Genomic DNA, 14,974 nt, shown 5'->3' on the forward strand with positions numbered 1-14,974 from the left:
GGGCGTGGAGTGGGCCCTTTTTTTGTTTGAAAAAATTTAAAGAATATGATTAATTAACTGCTAATAGAGCACTTGAAGGGAGTATTTAAAGATATGCCAGAATTAACAGAATTTGATACAATTGCCGCTATATCAACACCACCTGGTGAAGGTGCCATTTCAATTGTTCGATTAAGTGGTGAGGATGCCGTTCAAATTGCTAATAATGTATTTAAAGGGAAAAATTTAGGTAACGTTGATAGTCATACCATTAACTACGGACATATTTTAAATCCTAAAACGGATGAAGAAGTCGATGAGGTCATGGTCTCAGTTATGTTAGCACCTAAAACATTTACACGTGAAGATGTGATTGAAATTAACTGTCATGGTGGTATTGTACCAACGAATCAAATTTTACAATTATTATTAAGTAATGGGGCACGCTTAGCTGAACCTGGTGAATTTACAAAACGAGCATTCTTAAATGGTCGAATTGATTTATCTCAAGCTGAGGCTGTTATGGATTTAATTCGTGCTAAAACAGATCGCTCAATGAAAGTTGCACTAAATCAGTTAGATGGTAATTTAGCACGTCTAATCCGCAATTTACGTAAAGATATCGTAGATGTTTTGGCATTAGTTGAAGTTAATATTGATTATCCAGAATACGATGCTGGTGAAGAAATGACGACTAAATTATTGCTTGAAAAAGCACGTGATGTTAAGCAATATGTTCAAGAATTACTACAAACAGCGCAACAAGGTAAAGTATTACGTGAAGGATTAGCTACTGCCATAATTGGTCGACCTAATGTTGGTAAATCAAGTCTTTTGAATCACTTATTACATGAAGATAAAGCCATTGTAACTGATGTTGCTGGAACAACGCGTGATGTGATTGAAGAATACGTTAACGTTATGGGTGTACCTTTGAAATTGGTAGACACTGCCGGTATTCGTGATACAGAAGATAAGGTTGAAAAAATTGGGGTTGAACGTTCGAAAGAAGCGATTGTTCAAGCTGATTTAGTCATGCTTGTTTTGAATAGCAATGAACCTTTGTCTGCTGAAGATAAGCAGCTCATTAAATTAACACAGAATGATAAACGAATTGTTATCTTAAATAAAACAGATTTACCAGAAAATCTAGATCGTAAAGAATTAGAAAGTATGGTTGATCCAACGGAAATTATTTCTATTTCTGTCTTAAATCATGAAGGTGTGAAGCAACTTGAAGAAAAAATTGCTAACTTATTCTTTGGTGGAATTGAAAATAGCCAAACAACAGTTATGATTACTAATTCTCGTCATATTGGCTTGTTAAATCAAGCTGAGACTGCTTTAGATGATGTGATCACTGGGATTGCTTCCGGTATGCCAATCGATTTAGTTCAAATTGACATGACTAGAAGTTGGGAATTACTTGGTGAAATCACTGGTGATAGCTACAAAGATGAATTACTCACAGAATTATTTAGTCAATTCTGTTTAGGTAAATAATTGTTAGTAAATAGGAGAATATAAATGGACATTAAAACTTATGACGGCCCAGATTATGATGTAATTGTGGTTGGTGCTGGACATGCTGGTTCAGAAGCAGCACTCGCTGCTGCACGAATGGGTAATAAAACATTACTTATCACAATTAGTTTAGACATGGTTGCTTTTATGCCATGTAATCCTTCAATTGGTGGTCCAGCTAAAGGAATTGTTGTACGTGAAATTGATGCCTTAGGTGGCGAAATGGGTCGTAACATCGATAAAACTTATGTACAAATGCGTATGTTAAATACTGGTAAAGGTCCAGCTGTTAGAGCATTACGGGCACAAGCTGATAAACATCTTTATTCAAGTGAAATGAAACATACAATGGAAAAAGAAGAAAACCTAACGTTACGTCAAGGAACAGTCGATAGTTTAATTGTTGAAGATGGCGAATGTCATGGTGTTGTAACAAATACTGGGGCAAAATACCGTTCTAAAAGTGTTGTTTTAACAGTTGGAACGGCTGCTCGCGGTAAGATTATTATTGGCGAATTGAGTTATTCATCAGGTCCTAATAATTCACAACCTGCAATTAAATTATCTGAAAATCTTGAAGCTCTTGGATTTGATTTAGAACGTTTTAAAACTGGAACACCACCTCGTGTTGATGGGAATACAATTGATTACAGTGTGACTGATGAACAACCAGGGGATGTTGAACCTAACCACTTTAGTTTTGAAACACCTGATGAAGATTATATTGATGTTAAAAATCAATTATCTTGTTGGTTAACGTATACCAACTTGAAAACGCATGAGATTATTAATGCTAACCTTGATCGTGCACCTATGTTCTCAGGAATTATTAAAGGTGTGGGTCCACGTTACTGTCCATCTATTGAAGATAAAATTGTTCGTTTCTCTGATAAACCTCGTCATCAGCTCTTCTTAGAACCAGAAGGCCGTTCAACGGACGAATTTTACGTTCAGGGCCTTTCTACGTCAATGCCGGAAGAAGTCCAACAAGATATTATTCATTCAATTAAGGGCCTTGAAAACGCTGAATTAATGCGTCCGGGTTATGCGATTGAATATGATGTCGTGGCTCCTTATCAATTACGACCAACGCTTGAAACTAAATTAGTGAAGAATTTATATACCGCTGGTCAAACAAACGGGACTTCTGGATATGAAGAAGCTGCTGGACAAGGAATAATGGCAGGAATTAACGCTGGGTTACGTGCTTTAGGCCGCGAAGATTTTACGTTAAATCGAAGTGACGCTTATATCGGTGTTATGATTGATGATTTAGTAACAAAAGGGACAAACGAACCTTATCGTCTATTAACATCTCGTGCTGAATATCGCTTAATCTTACGTCATGATAACGCTGATTTACGTTTAACTGAAAAAGGATATGATATTGGTTTAATTTCTGAAAAGAGATTAGCTATTTTTAAAGCTAAAAAAGCTGAAATTGAAGCCGAAAAAGCTAGATTACAATCATTCCGTATTAAACCTACTGAAGATGTGAATGCATTCTTAGCAGAACATAATAGTGCCGCTTTGAAAGATGGCGTGTTGGCTAATGAATTTTTACGTCGCCCTGAGGTAACTTACGCAGACATTGAGAAGTTTATTCCAGGTCCTGACCATGAATTAGACCATAGAATTATTGAACAAGTAGAAATCCAATTTAAGTACGAAGGCTATATTAAAAAAGCACAAGAAAAAGTTGCGAAGTTAAAACGTATGGAAGCTAAAAAAATTCCAACAAATATTGATTACGATTCTATTGAAGGAATTGCGACGGAAGCGCGTCAAAAATTCATTAAGATTCAACCAGAAACATTAGCTCAAGCTAGTCGTATTAGTGGTGTGAATCCTGCTGATTTATCAATTCTTGCTGTTTATATTGAACAGGGTAAGATTGCTAAAGTTAATAATTAATAGTACAGAAATGCAGAAAAGGCACCAATCAAGTATACTTGATTGGTGCCTTTTTAACTTTTTATAATTAGGTTAAGCAATAAACTTAAAATCCAGCTGCAGAGATGATTGAAGCTATGTTGGCTGCTAAACTGACAGCAAATACTGACATAACAATCATGAAAACTAAAGCTAATAGAAGTTGTCCAATGACAACGCCGTAAAGTTTATCTATTTTAAGTGGATTTGTATCAATAATCATCGATAAAATGAAAGCAATACTCATGATAAGGGCCATTAAAGCATACATGAATACAGCAAGGCCTCTCATTCCAAGTAGCATGAAAAGCATACTAAGGACAGCTAATACAAGATTGATCATGAGGTAGTGTGTAAAGCGATTTGTAAATGAAAGTAAGGTATCACTCTTATCGCCTAAAACAACATTACGAACAAAAAATCCAATTAGTATGTAAAAGGCAAAAGCTAGTAGTGTTAAGAAAAATAATTTTGCGTAGACACTACTGTCAATTGTTGGCGCATAGGTACTTTGAGTGTTAAAGAGTCCTGAAAATAGACTTGAATTAACAGATTTAGCAACATTATCCATTATTAATTTTACAAAAATATCATTAAATATGGCGAATAAAATAATTGTCGTAAAGCCGAAATATTTATGACCATTTTCTAAAATTGTGGGATGTTTAATGGCATTTAAGAAATAAGACCAATAATTTGATGCGAATGTTTTAGCTTGTTCAATATTCTCATTTTGAGCTTTAGTATCTTGTTGTTGCGTGTATTGTTGTTGGAATTTTGTTGGTTCTTGTACGTTTTGTGATTGTGTTGCGGCCGTTTCTTGGGCTGGTTTAATGGAAAAGGCAAATCCACAGTTTGTACAAAATTTTACATTTTCTGGTTGTTGTGAACTACAGTTTGGGCATGTTTTCATGATTATTTCCTCCAAAGTTTAGTTGTCTTCAATTTTTTCACTAATTTTTTTAGCGGGTGTAATTGACTTGATTAAGAAGTCATCGTTATTAGAATAATTAACTTTAGCAGTATATCTAAATACTTGTGTTTTAGTTGAATAATTATCGTCACTATCAGTGAAATCGAACGTATAAGTAACATCATAAGCGACATCAAATTTATTTTTATCTGTCGGTGTTACTGATAATACTTTAGCGTCATAAGAGACACTACTGATTGCATCATCATCATGATAATTTTTAGCAATAGTCACCCATGCCTTGGCATCTGCATTGCTTGAGCCATTAACAAAGAAACTGCCTATTGAGCCATAACTATCATTTGAATCCTCATTAGAGTCATCACCATCGATAGTGTAGTCATCAATTTGGGTAAATAAATTGTCTATATAACTTTCTGCATCATCTAGAGTTAACATATTAGGAAAATTAATATTGAATAAATTGCTACTAGAACTATCTTGAAAGCCATTTTCATCTGTATTATTTAAAGTTACGTCGTTATCATCATCGCTACCTGAAATTTGGTATTCACTGGTAACGAGAGTGTTGTCTCCGACCTTTTCTTTAAGCTGCAATCGATTGTTTCCAGAAGAGGCAATAGGGCCAATTGTTGCAGAACCATCATCATCAGTTGTACCAACTTTTTTAGAATTAACATAGATATCAGCATTTGCGATACTTTTAATTCTAAAAGTAAGTGTACTTAAATCTAAATTGACGTTAGAAGTTGAACTAGTGAGCGTCTCAGTCGATTTATTATTTAGTTTAGTACCATCAATAGAGCCAGCTGCTTCTATTGTGTAGTTACCGGGAACTAGATTTGAGATTGTTTTACTGTAATTATCAGAGTCAGCTGTAGCAACTTTTTTATCATTCATCTTGATAACAGCCCCAGAGCTATTCGTTGATAAGTTAACGGAAACGGTTGAAAAGTCAGCCGTATATTTAGGGAATAATAACCAATGTTTACCATTTTCTTTTAAATGAAAATGTGTTGAAGTGCTTGCTCCATTGGTTAATTCGTTTTTAAAAGTTTTAAGAGAGTCTGTACTACCCCATGCATCTGATGCAGGTTTCATAGACTCATCAGTAATTTTTAATGCCGTATCCGATGTTGAAAAATAAGCTTCCATGTTTTTATCGGTTTTTAATGCATCTGTAATTCGTTCAATTTGATTTTCTTTTGAGTAATATTTTGTTCCAGCATAGTAGCCAACAACAATAATAAGAGCGATAATACCAATCAAAATTCTGATGAATTTTGTTTTACCTGAGATGGGTAATTTAGGATTTGCAGTTCGTGTTTGTGTAGGTGGCATTTGTTGTTGTGTTGGTTGAACCGGCGTAACAGGTTGCTGTGACGCAACTGAATTAACACGTAAATCAAAATTACAATTAGGACAGAAATTACCATCCTTAGGAACTTCACTTCCACAATTAGGACAGAATTTTTTTGTCGTACTCCCAGATAAATCATCTGAAGGCGCATAATAGATTTGTTCTTTTTTAATCATTGGATCTCCTTTTTAACTACCTTAATAATATGATTAACTTTGACTACTTAACTAAAAGTTACCAAATCTAGTGTATACATAGCGAGTTTTAGTTTATAAAATAATGGCTAACTCAATCGCATAAAATAGGATTTTAATCATTGGTACTTATGTATTTTTTTAGGTTGTTAGATGCAGAATTAGTAATACCCCCCGTGGCCTCCTTAGATTTAAATTACTAAATCAACGAATAAAGACAAACCTTAAACGAAACTTAAGTTATTTTATCAGCTTAAAAGGTTTTTGTATATATATATATATTAAAAAAAGATAAGCTATAATCTGTTTGATTGTTTTAAAAACCTTTACCATAAAGAGAACCTTTCTGATTAGGAGTTTAATATGCTTAAAAAAATAGGAATTTTAATTCGTGCTAAACGAAAATTATTGAATATGACCATTGAGCAACTGGCTGAAAAATCAAAATCTTCTGTTAGTTTAATTTCTTTGATAGAGCGAGGTAAGTTAGATAATATTAAAATAAAAAAATTATCAGATATTGCTGAAGCGCTGGATATGACGTTAGCTGACTTCTTTACTAATCAAAATTTAAAAGGTGTTGCAACGCTGGATTTGATTAATTATCTTGCTTCTTTACCCAAAGAAAAAAGAGAAGCGACAGCTGAATTATTGCTTAAAGTAATCCGTTTATAAATGATTATCATTAATGATTGACCATGCTATTTCTTCAATAGTGTGGTCAATTTTTTGTGCTTGATAGGCTGAGACTAAATCAATTTGTTTGGTAGGTAAATCTAAAGTTAAAATATCAAAATTGTGAAAATCAATCCTATGGTTACTAAAGTCATAAATTAAAAATTTTAAATCTTGTAATACCTTCAAATTATCGTGTATATCTATCCCATTCATAAATAAAATCTCCCTTACTAAAAAACTGTATAAAAAAAGCATTAGCTTTTATTAGCTAATGCTTAGATTACAACAAAAATAGTTAATTTATAAGACTGATATTAATAAAAATTAATTCTAACGATAGTACTGAGTTTTGTCAATATGACATAAATTAAAGGTTTATCCTTTTAAGTAGATTAATTAATTTAAGTAAGTATTGAAGTAATAATTATTTAAAAAGCTGTTGAAAAATAGACAGTAAAAGGAGCAACAAAATAACTATAAAATGACGATTTTTATGAAGCATTATGATAGCAATGAATTCACGCAAGAACGCATTAGGTAAAAAATACCATGGCGTTTTCCCGCCAATGCCTTGAGCATTTACACCAACCATTCGTGCAAATATTGCAGCACGAAAGATATGGTAGTTATTTGAACTGAATAAAATATGATCCCCTCTATGATCAAGATCAATTATTTTTTTTGAGAAACGCATATTTTCAAAAGTCGTTGTTGATTTGTCTTCTAGTAATGTAAATTCTTCTGGATAACCACTGTCGATGGCCCATTTTTGCATTGCCTGTGCTTCTGAAATAGACTCATCATTACCTTGCCCACCTGAAAAAATAATAATCGGGCGTTTACCGCCTAATAGTATTTGTTTGTCCGCAAAATTGGTAGCACGTTTGATTCTGTTGGCAAGTAGTTTACTAACTTTATAACCGTTGATTAAACCTGCACCTAGTACAATGATGTAGTCTTGATCATATTTTGGACGTCGTAAGCTATATAAAATACTAACAGACAAGAAATTTAAAAAAGCGAACATAAGATATAAGCCAGTCAACGAAGCAAAATTAAATGGTAATTGAAGATACCAAGGCCACGTACTGATTAAAGGTGTCACAAACCAGCGAATGATAAGAACAATAGCAAGTAGTAGTCCAAGCATGTTAGCTAATGAATAACTTTCACGTTTAAAGACTAGTCCAGTATTAATTAATAAAAATGGAATAGTTGCAATTGAAAGTAATATCAAACCTATAGCGCCAACAATGATAATAAAAACAGCGCTATTTTTCATAAAATTGATAGGGGAAGTAGCGAGTACACCTATTAAAGAAATGACAAATATATTGAACAGAAATCCATTAATTAATTGACGTGGTTCTTTGTGAAAGCTGATATACCAAATAGCTAACAATAAAATAGGTAGTAACAGTATTAGATAGTCCATATGAATTCCTCCGAAGTAATAGATAATAAACTAATTCTAGCATATTTTTGAATAAATAAGGTACTAATAAATTTATATTTAACCGTTTACATGGACGTTAACATATGATATATTATTCACATGAACAAAATATCATATGAATAATATATCATATAGAGGAGATGCTATAATGGTCACACTATTAGGTTCAACTGTACTCGCATTCATTTCAACAAATATCGATTATCTTTTAATTCTAATTATTATTTTTGCTAAGTATAAAAATAAACATGAAGAAAAATTAATATTTATAGGAGAGCTACTTGGTAGTGGGACGCTTATAGCAGTTAGTTTGATTGCTGCCTTTTGGTTAAAACTGATTCCTGAAGAATGGATCTTAGGATTTTTGGGACTTATTCCGATTATAATGGGTATAAAAATGTATTTTAGTGATGAAGATGAGGGTAATGAGGTCCGGGAGAAATTAGGAAAACCGGGTCAAGGCATAATTTTAAATGTAATTATGATTACTATTGCAACTTGTGGACCAGATAATCTTGCTATCTACGTCCCATTTTTCACGACATTATCTATTAGGGATGTACCTATTGTACTGATGCTATTTTTTATATTCTTATGTATCATTACATGGTTGAGTAAAATGATTACTAATTTACCTAAAATCCAAGAATTTTTTCAAAATTTTGGTAATTTAATCACTCTAATTGTTTATGTTTTCTTAGGTCTATATATATTATTAGAAAGTGGTACTATTCAGCACTTTATGTAGGAGGAAAATAATGCAACCGTACAATGAAATTCCAAAAAGTGAACTTGATGAATCAATTATGATAACTAAGCTATTGAATAATCGAATAAGATTACAATTAATCTATTTATTGGAACAACATGAATATAATGTAACTGAATTATCAAAGATACTTAATGTTGAACAAACAAACTTATCTCATCAATTAAGTTTATTAAAAACGCATCAAATAATTAGTCAGAGACGAGAAGGAAAGTTAATGTACTATCAAATTGACGATCCGCATATTATTGAAACTATGACAGCGCTGTTGCAACATGCAAAACACGTTGCAAATGGAAAACCTTATTAAATAGAAACGTAAGAAAAAGAGATTAACTTCAAATTGAAGTTAATCTCTTTTTTGATTTTTAAAATCTGTAGTGGTTACTATGGACCCTAACGGATTTGAACCGTCGACCTTCTACTTGCGGAGCAGACGCTCTCCCAACTGAGCTAAGGGCCCGAATAGCTTTATAATACACCAAATAGCCAAAATTAAAAGAAAAAGTTAGTTTTGCTTCTATGTATTTATGCCATTTTAAAATGTTTCACATGAAACATTTTAAAATGAGTAACGATTTTTAAAGATAAAAGGTTTCAAATATCACTTGTTAATAGTAGGGTAAAAAGCATTAAATACCAGTTTTTGATTAATGATGAATAAGCCGAAGAGTATAAGATTTTTGTTTTTAAATAGCAGACATAATCTTATGATGGCGTGATGTGAAGATATTTCCAAACATTAATAATTATTCGATTAATACTCTTTTAGAAGGAACAAATAATAAAATTCAGATTTCTAACGGACTTATTTCCAATCTTAGCAACTTTTATAGATTCCGAACCAGAATACTTTATATATTAAAATCCATAAAAAAAGGTCCCACTCACTTAGTGAGTGGGACCTTCATAATATTATTTATTAACAGTACCAGCAAATGAAGCAGGGTAATATGCTAATGCACCAATTTTAACATTTTGACCAGGTTCTGGAGCAGCGATATATTGGCCACCACCTAAGTAAATACCAACATGGTATGTAGAACCTTGAGCTCCCCAGAATAATAAATCTCCAGGTTGAGCAGCAGCAGTTGATTTCTTAGAAACATTTGATTCTTGTCCAATAGTATTACGGTTTAAGTTAATACCAACTTTTGCGAATACATATTGTGTGAATCCTGAACAATCAAAACCAGAAGGAGTTGATCCACCCCAAACATAAGGAGTACCTATGTATGCTTTAGCAACAGAGATAACTTTGCTTGCTGAGTAGCTTGCTGTTTGTGTTGTAGAGCTTGCAGCAGCAGTATTAGCTGTTGAAGTAGTATTAGAACTTGCAGCAGCAGTATTAGTTGTTGAAGTAGTATTAGAACTTGCAGCAGCAGTATTAGTTGTTGAAGTAGTATTAGAACTTGCAACAGCAGTGTTAGCTGTTGAAGCAGTATTAGAACTTGTAGCAGCCTTAGGTGTTGAAGTAGCATTAGAAGTTACAGCAGCTTTAGGTGTTGTTGTAGCTTTTGCAGGTGTAACAACTTTTTCAGCAGTTGTAGAAGCTACTTTAGCCATTGAACCTGTTAAGTTTAATGTTTGGCCAGGGTTAATCATTGAATTAGAAGATAAACCATTAGCATCACATAGTGCTGAGATAGTAATACCGTTTGATTGAGCGATTGACCATAATGAATCGCCGTTTTTAACAGTAACAGTCTTATTATTTGTAGTAGATGCTGCTTTAGGTGTAGCTGTTTCTACTTTAGGAGTTGCAGTAACTGATTTAGCAGCACTTACTTCTGCTTTAGGAGTTGTAGCAACTGGTTTAGCAGTACTTGTTTCTACTTTAACAGTTTTAGCTGGTGTTACTTTAGCGGGAGTAACAGTAGTACTTGCAGCTACCGCTTTTGAACCAGTTAATGTTAAATTTTGACCGGGTAAGATAAGTGCTGAGTTATCAGCAAATCCATTAGCCGAACGAAGTGCTGAGATTGAAATGCCATTTTCTTTAGCGATTGACCATAATGAATCACCATTTTTAACAGTAACGGATGTTTTATTTACTGAAGTATTAGTAGTAACGATAGTACTTGTTTTAGCTGAAGTACTTTTTTGTGTTGAGCTTGCTTTAGCGTTGCTATCCTTTTCAGGAATATTTAATGATTGACCACTTACAATAATATGAGAATTTGCGTCAATATTGTTTAAAGTTTCGATTGTTTTGATTGAAACGCCATACTTCTGAGAAAAAGCCCAAACAGTATCGTTTGTTTGAACTTTAACTGTTGCTGCATCAGCAGTTGCGTTAGATGCAAGAAGGAGGCCAGCGGTACCAACTGTACCGAGTAATAATGATTTAAGTGTGTTATTCAAGTTGAGTCACATCTACTTTCTTATTTTATTGGATTTATACTACAGTAACTATTGTAACCGGTTAGTGTTGCAATCAAATACAAAAACTATTACAACTTAGCATGATTTTGTAATATATACTAAGTAATGTTTATATATCAATGATAATGATGATTTATGTATTTAACTTATAATTTATTTAATTTAGTAAATCCCATGTGCAATAATGGTTTAGAACACTTTCAATATATTTTAAATTAAAATATATTGCCCCCCGATGTTACAAAGATATTACAGAAACCTTATGTTTCTATACTACTAGAACTAATTAAAACTATACCAGTCGTTTTACATGGTTGCAAATGAAATTTTAAGTTTTAATAGAAAGGGATTTCATTGTCTGGTATCATTTGAATTATTGGATATTGAAAGTCCTTAAATAGTTGGCGTATAATTAACTAAATAAGGGGATAAAAAATATAATGATTAGGTGGAAATATGAAAAGAATAGTTAAAGAAATAATGAGTTGGATTATACCGATTGCAATCGGTTTAATAATCGCGATGCTTTTAAAAACATTTGTTGTCACAATGGTACGTGTTGATGGGCCATCGATGCAACCTAACTTAGTTAATAATGAGCATGTTGCTGTTGTTAAAGTTATTGATATTAAGCGCTTTAGTACTGTTGTTTTTGATGCATACGGCGTAGATCCTGATGCAACTGAGGGTCAAGAGTATGTTAAACGTGTTATTGGAATGCCTGGTGATACAGTAGAATTTAAAAATGATCATGTCTATGTTAATGGTAAAGAAATTGAAGAACCTTATATTTCAACTTATCAAAAAACAGTAGGGACAAGGGTTCAGAACATAAATGCTAAAAACTGGACATTCAAGTCATTGGCTGTAGATAATCAATGGGCTAAAGATACTTCAGCTATCAGAGTACCTTCAGATAAATATTTTGTTCTAGGAGATCATCGTTCAGTATCTAATGATAGTCGTTACTGGGGGTTCGTTGATAAGTCGAAAATTCAAGGTGTTGTAAAAGTACCATTCTGGAATTTTAATAAGGCTGATCATAAATATATTTATTAATTGCATTAAAAATGCAGAAAAATAATTCGATTGAAGAGGAGATTTTATTATGACAAAAACACCAATTATTTTAGATTGTGATCCAGGACATGATGACGCATTAGCGTTAATGATGATTATTGCTTCACCAGAATTTGATTTACGTGCGGTGACAACATCCGCTGGAAATCAAACACCTGATAAAACATTTGATAACGCTTGTCGACTACTAACATTGATGGAACGGACAGATGTTCCAGTTGCTAGTGGAAATAAAAAACCTTTACTACAAGAATTAATGATTGCCGATGCCGTTCATGGAGATACTGGTGTTGATGGAACAGAGTTACCTAAATCTGAAATTCCAGCAACTAATTTAACAGCAATTGAGTTAATTGCAGAAACATTATCTAAAAGTGCTGAAAAAGTTACAATGGTTGTCACGGGCCCAATGACGAATATGGCACTATTTTTAGCTGTCTATCCTGAATTAAAAAATAAAATTGAAAAAATTGTCTTTATGGGTGGCTCAACGGATGTTGGAAATGTTAAACCTGGTTCAGAATTTAATATTGCCGTGGACCCAGAGTCAGCAAAAATGGTTTTAAATGACTCTATTCCAATGGTTATGGCTGGATTAAACTTAACTCATCAAGCACAAATTTTAGATTCTGAAATTGAAGAAATTGGTAAGATTAATAATAAAGTAGCGCAATCAGCCTACGGGTTATTGAAATTTTATGGTATTTACTATGGTCAAGAAAAATGGGGATTCGACGGTATTCCATTACATGACCCTTGTACAATTGCTTGGATGTTACATCCTGAATTATTCACAAGTGAAAAGTACCATGTTGATGTTGAGGTGAATGGTGATCTTACTAAAGGTGAGACAATCGTTGATAAATTTGATTTATTGGGATTAGAAAAAAATACAGAAGTCTTACTATCAATTGACCGTGCAAAATTTGTCGAATTATTAATTTCAAAACTTAAAAAATTTGATAAATTAGTAGGATAGAGAATCTTACAGTTGGCTTGTATTTCTGGCCTAAATACGTTAAAGTTAAACAGGACGTGAAACATCGTTTTGTTTCACAAATAACGGAGGGCCAGTCATATGAATCCAGAAGAATTTCGTCAAGCATTAGCTGAAAAAGACATTAATTTAACAGACAGACAAATGGCACAATTTGAAACATACTATGAATTTTTAGTAATGACAAATGAAAACCTTAATCTGACTGCTATTACAGAAAAATCAGACGTTTATTTGAAACATTTTTATGATTCTTTAACGCCTGCTTTTTATTCAAAAGAAATACAAAGCGAGCCCTTATCTATTTGTGACGTCGGCGCAGGTGCCGGCTTCCCTTCAATTCCACTGAAGATTGCTTTTCCGCAATTAACGGTGACTATTGTTGATTCGTTGAATAAACGTATCAACTTTTTAAATGAATTGGCGGACAAATTAGATATTACAGGGGTTGCTTTTTTTCATAATCGTGCTGAAGAATTTGCAGGTAAAAAAAGTTTATATAGAGAACAATATGATATCGTGACAGCTCGTGCTGTTGCAAGATTGAGCGTACTATCTGAATTGTGCTTACCTTTAGTTAAATTAAATGGTCAATTTATCGCTCTCAAAGCTCAAAAAATGGACGAAGAATTAGTCGATGCCGAATATGCTATCAAGCTTTTAGGTGGTCAAGTTGTGGCTAATCATGAATTTACTTTACCAATTTCAGATGACGAACGTCATCTATTAGTCGTTGATAAAGTCAAATTAAGTCCTAAAAAATACCCTAGAAAAGCGGGTGTACCTGGACGTACCCCACTTGTAAATAAGATATAGTCAGGAGGTCGTCGGAAAATGGCATTTTCATTTTTAGGAAATCGTAAAAATCAACAAGAACAAGAAGATGAAACGAATCAAACGAAGGTTAGTGACATTTCTGTTACGACTATTGTACCCAATCGCTTCCAACCTCGTCGTGTCTTTGATGATCAAAAAATTGATGAATTAGCACAAACCCTTAAAGAACACGGGTTATTGCAGCCTATTATTTTGCGAGAGTATGAGACTGGAAAATATGAGATTATTGCTGGGGAACGTCGTTTTCGGGCAGCATCTTCATTAGGATGGAAAAAAATTCCGGCAATTGTTCAGAAAATGGACGACGACCAAGCGGCTTCGATGGCACTAATTGAAAATTTACAACGTGAGGAACTAACAGCAATTGAAGAAGCAGAGGCCTACAGTAAACTAATGAGTTTAAACCACTTATCACAGTCAAAATTAGCTGAAGATATGGGTAAAAGCCAAGCATTTGTTGCTAATAAATTGCGTTTATTAAAATTAGAACATGACGTACAAACGTCCATTATGGCGCAACAGATATCCGAACGTCACGGAAGAGCAATGGTTAGTTTATCAGCTAGCAATCAAAAAAAATTATTAAAACGTATTTTAAAAGAGAAATTAACAGTGAAAGAAACCGAAAAGTTAATTTCAGCTAATAAAATTAAACCAGAATCAAAAGTGTCTGAAAAGAAAAACACGAAAAAAGGTAATCCTGATAAAAGATTAGTGATTAATACCCTAAAACAAGCGGTTCAAGTTATAGAAAATAACGGTGTAACGATTAAATCAAAACAAGAAAAAACTGATTCAGGGTATCGCGTTATTATTGATGTGATTGAATCAAAAAAGGAGGGTTAATCA

General features: G+C 33.2%; 14 protein-coding genes and 1 tRNA gene. 9 read left to right on the forward strand and 6 right to left on the reverse strand.

Annotated features, from left to right (window positions below; all coding sequences use genetic code 11):
- Window positions 1-93: 93 nt before the first annotated feature.
- A complete protein-coding gene (gene mnmE / locus AC1RPW_RS00400; RefSeq protein WP_481761079.1) occupies window positions 94-1,482 on the forward strand; it encodes a tRNA uridine-5-carboxymethylaminomethyl(34) synthesis GTPase MnmE in 1,389 nt (462 codons plus the stop codon).
- A 24-nt stretch (window positions 1,483-1,506) separates the two neighbouring features.
- Complete coding sequence (gene mnmG / locus AC1RPW_RS00405) at window positions 1,507-3,417, forward strand: tRNA uridine-5-carboxymethylaminomethyl(34) synthesis enzyme MnmG (RefSeq protein WP_481761078.1); 1,911 nt, start codon at window positions 1,507-1,509, stop codon at window positions 3,415-3,417.
- Window positions 3,418-3,502: 85 nt separating this feature from the next.
- Here mnmG and AC1RPW_RS00410 read toward each other — a convergent pair whose 3' ends face one another.
- Together AC1RPW_RS00410 and AC1RPW_RS00415 are read right to left on the reverse strand one after the other, a co-directional pair.
- A complete protein-coding gene (locus AC1RPW_RS00410; RefSeq protein WP_481761077.1) occupies window positions 3,503-4,348 on the reverse strand; it encodes a DUF6574 domain-containing protein in 846 nt (281 codons plus the stop codon).
- An 18-nt stretch (window positions 4,349-4,366) separates the two neighbouring features.
- Window positions 4,367-5,905 (reverse strand): zinc ribbon domain-containing protein, encoded by a 1,539-nt coding sequence (locus tag AC1RPW_RS00415; RefSeq protein WP_481761076.1) that lies wholly within the window; start codon window positions 5,903-5,905, stop codon window positions 4,367-4,369.
- Between the two features lie 381 nt (window positions 5,906-6,286).
- Between AC1RPW_RS00415 and AC1RPW_RS00420 the strand changes: the two genes are divergently transcribed.
- Window positions 6,287-6,598 (forward strand): helix-turn-helix domain-containing protein, encoded by a 312-nt coding sequence (locus AC1RPW_RS00420; RefSeq protein WP_481761075.1) that lies wholly within the window; start codon window positions 6,287-6,289, stop codon window positions 6,596-6,598.
- Here AC1RPW_RS00420 and AC1RPW_RS00425 read toward each other — a convergent pair.
- On the reverse strand, window positions 6,593-6,814 hold the full coding sequence (locus AC1RPW_RS00425; RefSeq protein WP_409021835.1) for a hypothetical protein: 222 nt from the start codon (window positions 6,812-6,814) through the stop codon (window positions 6,593-6,595). The two genes, AC1RPW_RS00420 and AC1RPW_RS00425, sit on opposite strands and share 6 nt — an antisense overlap.
- A 211-nt stretch (window positions 6,815-7,025) precedes the next feature.
- Window positions 7,026-8,036, reverse strand: a complete 1,011-nt coding sequence (locus tag AC1RPW_RS00430; protein WP_481761074.1) for a YdcF family protein — start codon at window positions 8,034-8,036, stop codon at window positions 7,026-7,028.
- Between the two features lie 169 nt (window positions 8,037-8,205).
- Here AC1RPW_RS00430 and AC1RPW_RS00435 point away from each other — a divergent pair, with 169 nt between their 5' ends.
- Complete coding sequence (locus AC1RPW_RS00435; protein WP_481761073.1) at window positions 8,206-8,805, forward strand: cadmium resistance transporter; 600 nt, start codon at window positions 8,206-8,208, stop codon at window positions 8,803-8,805.
- 10 nt (window positions 8,806-8,815) lie between these two features.
- Complete coding sequence (locus AC1RPW_RS00440; protein WP_481761072.1) at window positions 8,816-9,136, forward strand: ArsR/SmtB family transcription factor; 321 nt, start codon at window positions 8,816-8,818, stop codon at window positions 9,134-9,136.
- An 80-nt stretch (window positions 9,137-9,216) separates the two neighbouring features.
- Here the strand turns inward: AC1RPW_RS00440 and AC1RPW_RS00445 are convergent.
- Together AC1RPW_RS00445 and AC1RPW_RS00450 are read right to left on the reverse strand one after the other, a co-directional pair.
- Window positions 9,217-9,289, reverse strand: a tRNA-Ala gene (locus tag AC1RPW_RS00445).
- Between the two features lie 452 nt (window positions 9,290-9,741).
- Complete coding sequence (locus AC1RPW_RS00450; protein WP_481761071.1) at window positions 9,742-11,190, reverse strand: C40 family peptidase; 1,449 nt, start codon at window positions 11,188-11,190, stop codon at window positions 9,742-9,744.
- Between the two features lie 477 nt (window positions 11,191-11,667).
- On the opposite strand from AC1RPW_RS00450, the gene lepB reads away from it, so the two are divergent.
- The 4 genes from lepB to noc all read left to right on the forward strand — a co-directional run bounded on the left by lepB (window position 11,668) and on the right by noc (window position 14,971).
- Window positions 11,668-12,270 carry a signal peptidase I gene (lepB, locus tag AC1RPW_RS00455; RefSeq protein WP_481761070.1) on the forward strand — a complete coding sequence of 201 codons (603 nt, stop codon included), beginning with the start codon at window positions 11,668-11,670 and terminating at the stop codon, window positions 12,268-12,270.
- 49 nt (window positions 12,271-12,319) lie between these two features.
- Window positions 12,320-13,270 carry a pyrimidine-specific ribonucleoside hydrolase RihA gene (gene rihA / locus AC1RPW_RS00460; protein ID WP_481761069.1) on the forward strand — a complete coding sequence of 317 codons (951 nt, stop codon included), beginning with the start codon at window positions 12,320-12,322 and terminating at the stop codon, window positions 13,268-13,270.
- 99 nt (window positions 13,271-13,369) lie between these two features.
- The gene (gene rsmG, locus AC1RPW_RS00465) at window positions 13,370-14,104 is read left to right on the forward strand and encodes a 16S rRNA (guanine(527)-N(7))-methyltransferase RsmG (protein WP_481761068.1); all 735 of its coding nucleotides are present in this window, start codon (window positions 13,370-13,372) and stop codon (window positions 14,102-14,104) included.
- Window positions 14,105-14,122: 18 nt separating this feature from the next.
- Window positions 14,123-14,971: a nucleoid occlusion protein gene (noc, locus tag AC1RPW_RS00470; RefSeq protein ID WP_481761067.1), complete on the forward strand. Its 849-nt coding sequence runs from the start codon at window positions 14,123-14,125 to the stop codon at window positions 14,969-14,971.
- Window positions 14,972-14,974 lie beyond the last annotated feature (3 nt).

The sequence above is a fragment of the Dellaglioa sp. CoH-55-MRSF-8 genome, assembly GCF_056782195.1.

What these genes read in the sequence shown, in the direction of transcription:
- mnmE (WP_481761079.1), top strand. Translation starts at nt 94, where the DNA reads ATGCCAGAATTAACAGAATTTGATACAATTGCCGCTATATCAACACCA.
- mnmG (WP_481761078.1), top strand. Translation starts at nt 1,507, where the DNA reads ATGGACATTAAAACTTATGACGGCCCAGATTATGATGTAATTGTGGTT.
- AC1RPW_RS00410 (WP_481761077.1), bottom strand. Translation starts at nt 4,348, where the DNA reads ATGAAAACATGCCCAAACTGTAGTTCACAACAACCAGAAAATGTAAAA.
- AC1RPW_RS00415 (WP_481761076.1), bottom strand. Translation starts at nt 5,905, where the DNA reads ATGATTAAAAAAGAACAAATCTATTATGCGCCTTCAGATGATTTATCT.
- AC1RPW_RS00420 (WP_481761075.1), top strand. Translation starts at nt 6,287, where the DNA reads ATGCTTAAAAAAATAGGAATTTTAATTCGTGCTAAACGAAAATTATTG.
- AC1RPW_RS00425 (WP_409021835.1), bottom strand. Translation starts at nt 6,814, where the DNA reads ATGAATGGGATAGATATACACGATAATTTGAAGGTATTACAAGATTTA.
- AC1RPW_RS00430 (WP_481761074.1), bottom strand. Translation starts at nt 8,036, where the DNA reads ATGGACTATCTAATACTGTTACTACCTATTTTATTGTTAGCTATTTGG.
- AC1RPW_RS00435 (WP_481761073.1), top strand. Translation starts at nt 8,206, where the DNA reads ATGGTCACACTATTAGGTTCAACTGTACTCGCATTCATTTCAACAAAT.
- AC1RPW_RS00440 (WP_481761072.1), top strand. Translation starts at nt 8,816, where the DNA reads ATGCAACCGTACAATGAAATTCCAAAAAGTGAACTTGATGAATCAATT.
- lepB (WP_481761070.1), top strand. Translation starts at nt 11,668, where the DNA reads ATGAAAAGAATAGTTAAAGAAATAATGAGTTGGATTATACCGATTGCA.
- rihA (WP_481761069.1), top strand. Translation starts at nt 12,320, where the DNA reads ATGACAAAAACACCAATTATTTTAGATTGTGATCCAGGACATGATGAC.
- rsmG (WP_481761068.1), top strand. Translation starts at nt 13,370, where the DNA reads ATGAATCCAGAAGAATTTCGTCAAGCATTAGCTGAAAAAGACATTAAT.
- noc (WP_481761067.1), top strand. Translation starts at nt 14,123, where the DNA reads ATGGCATTTTCATTTTTAGGAAATCGTAAAAATCAACAAGAACAAGAA.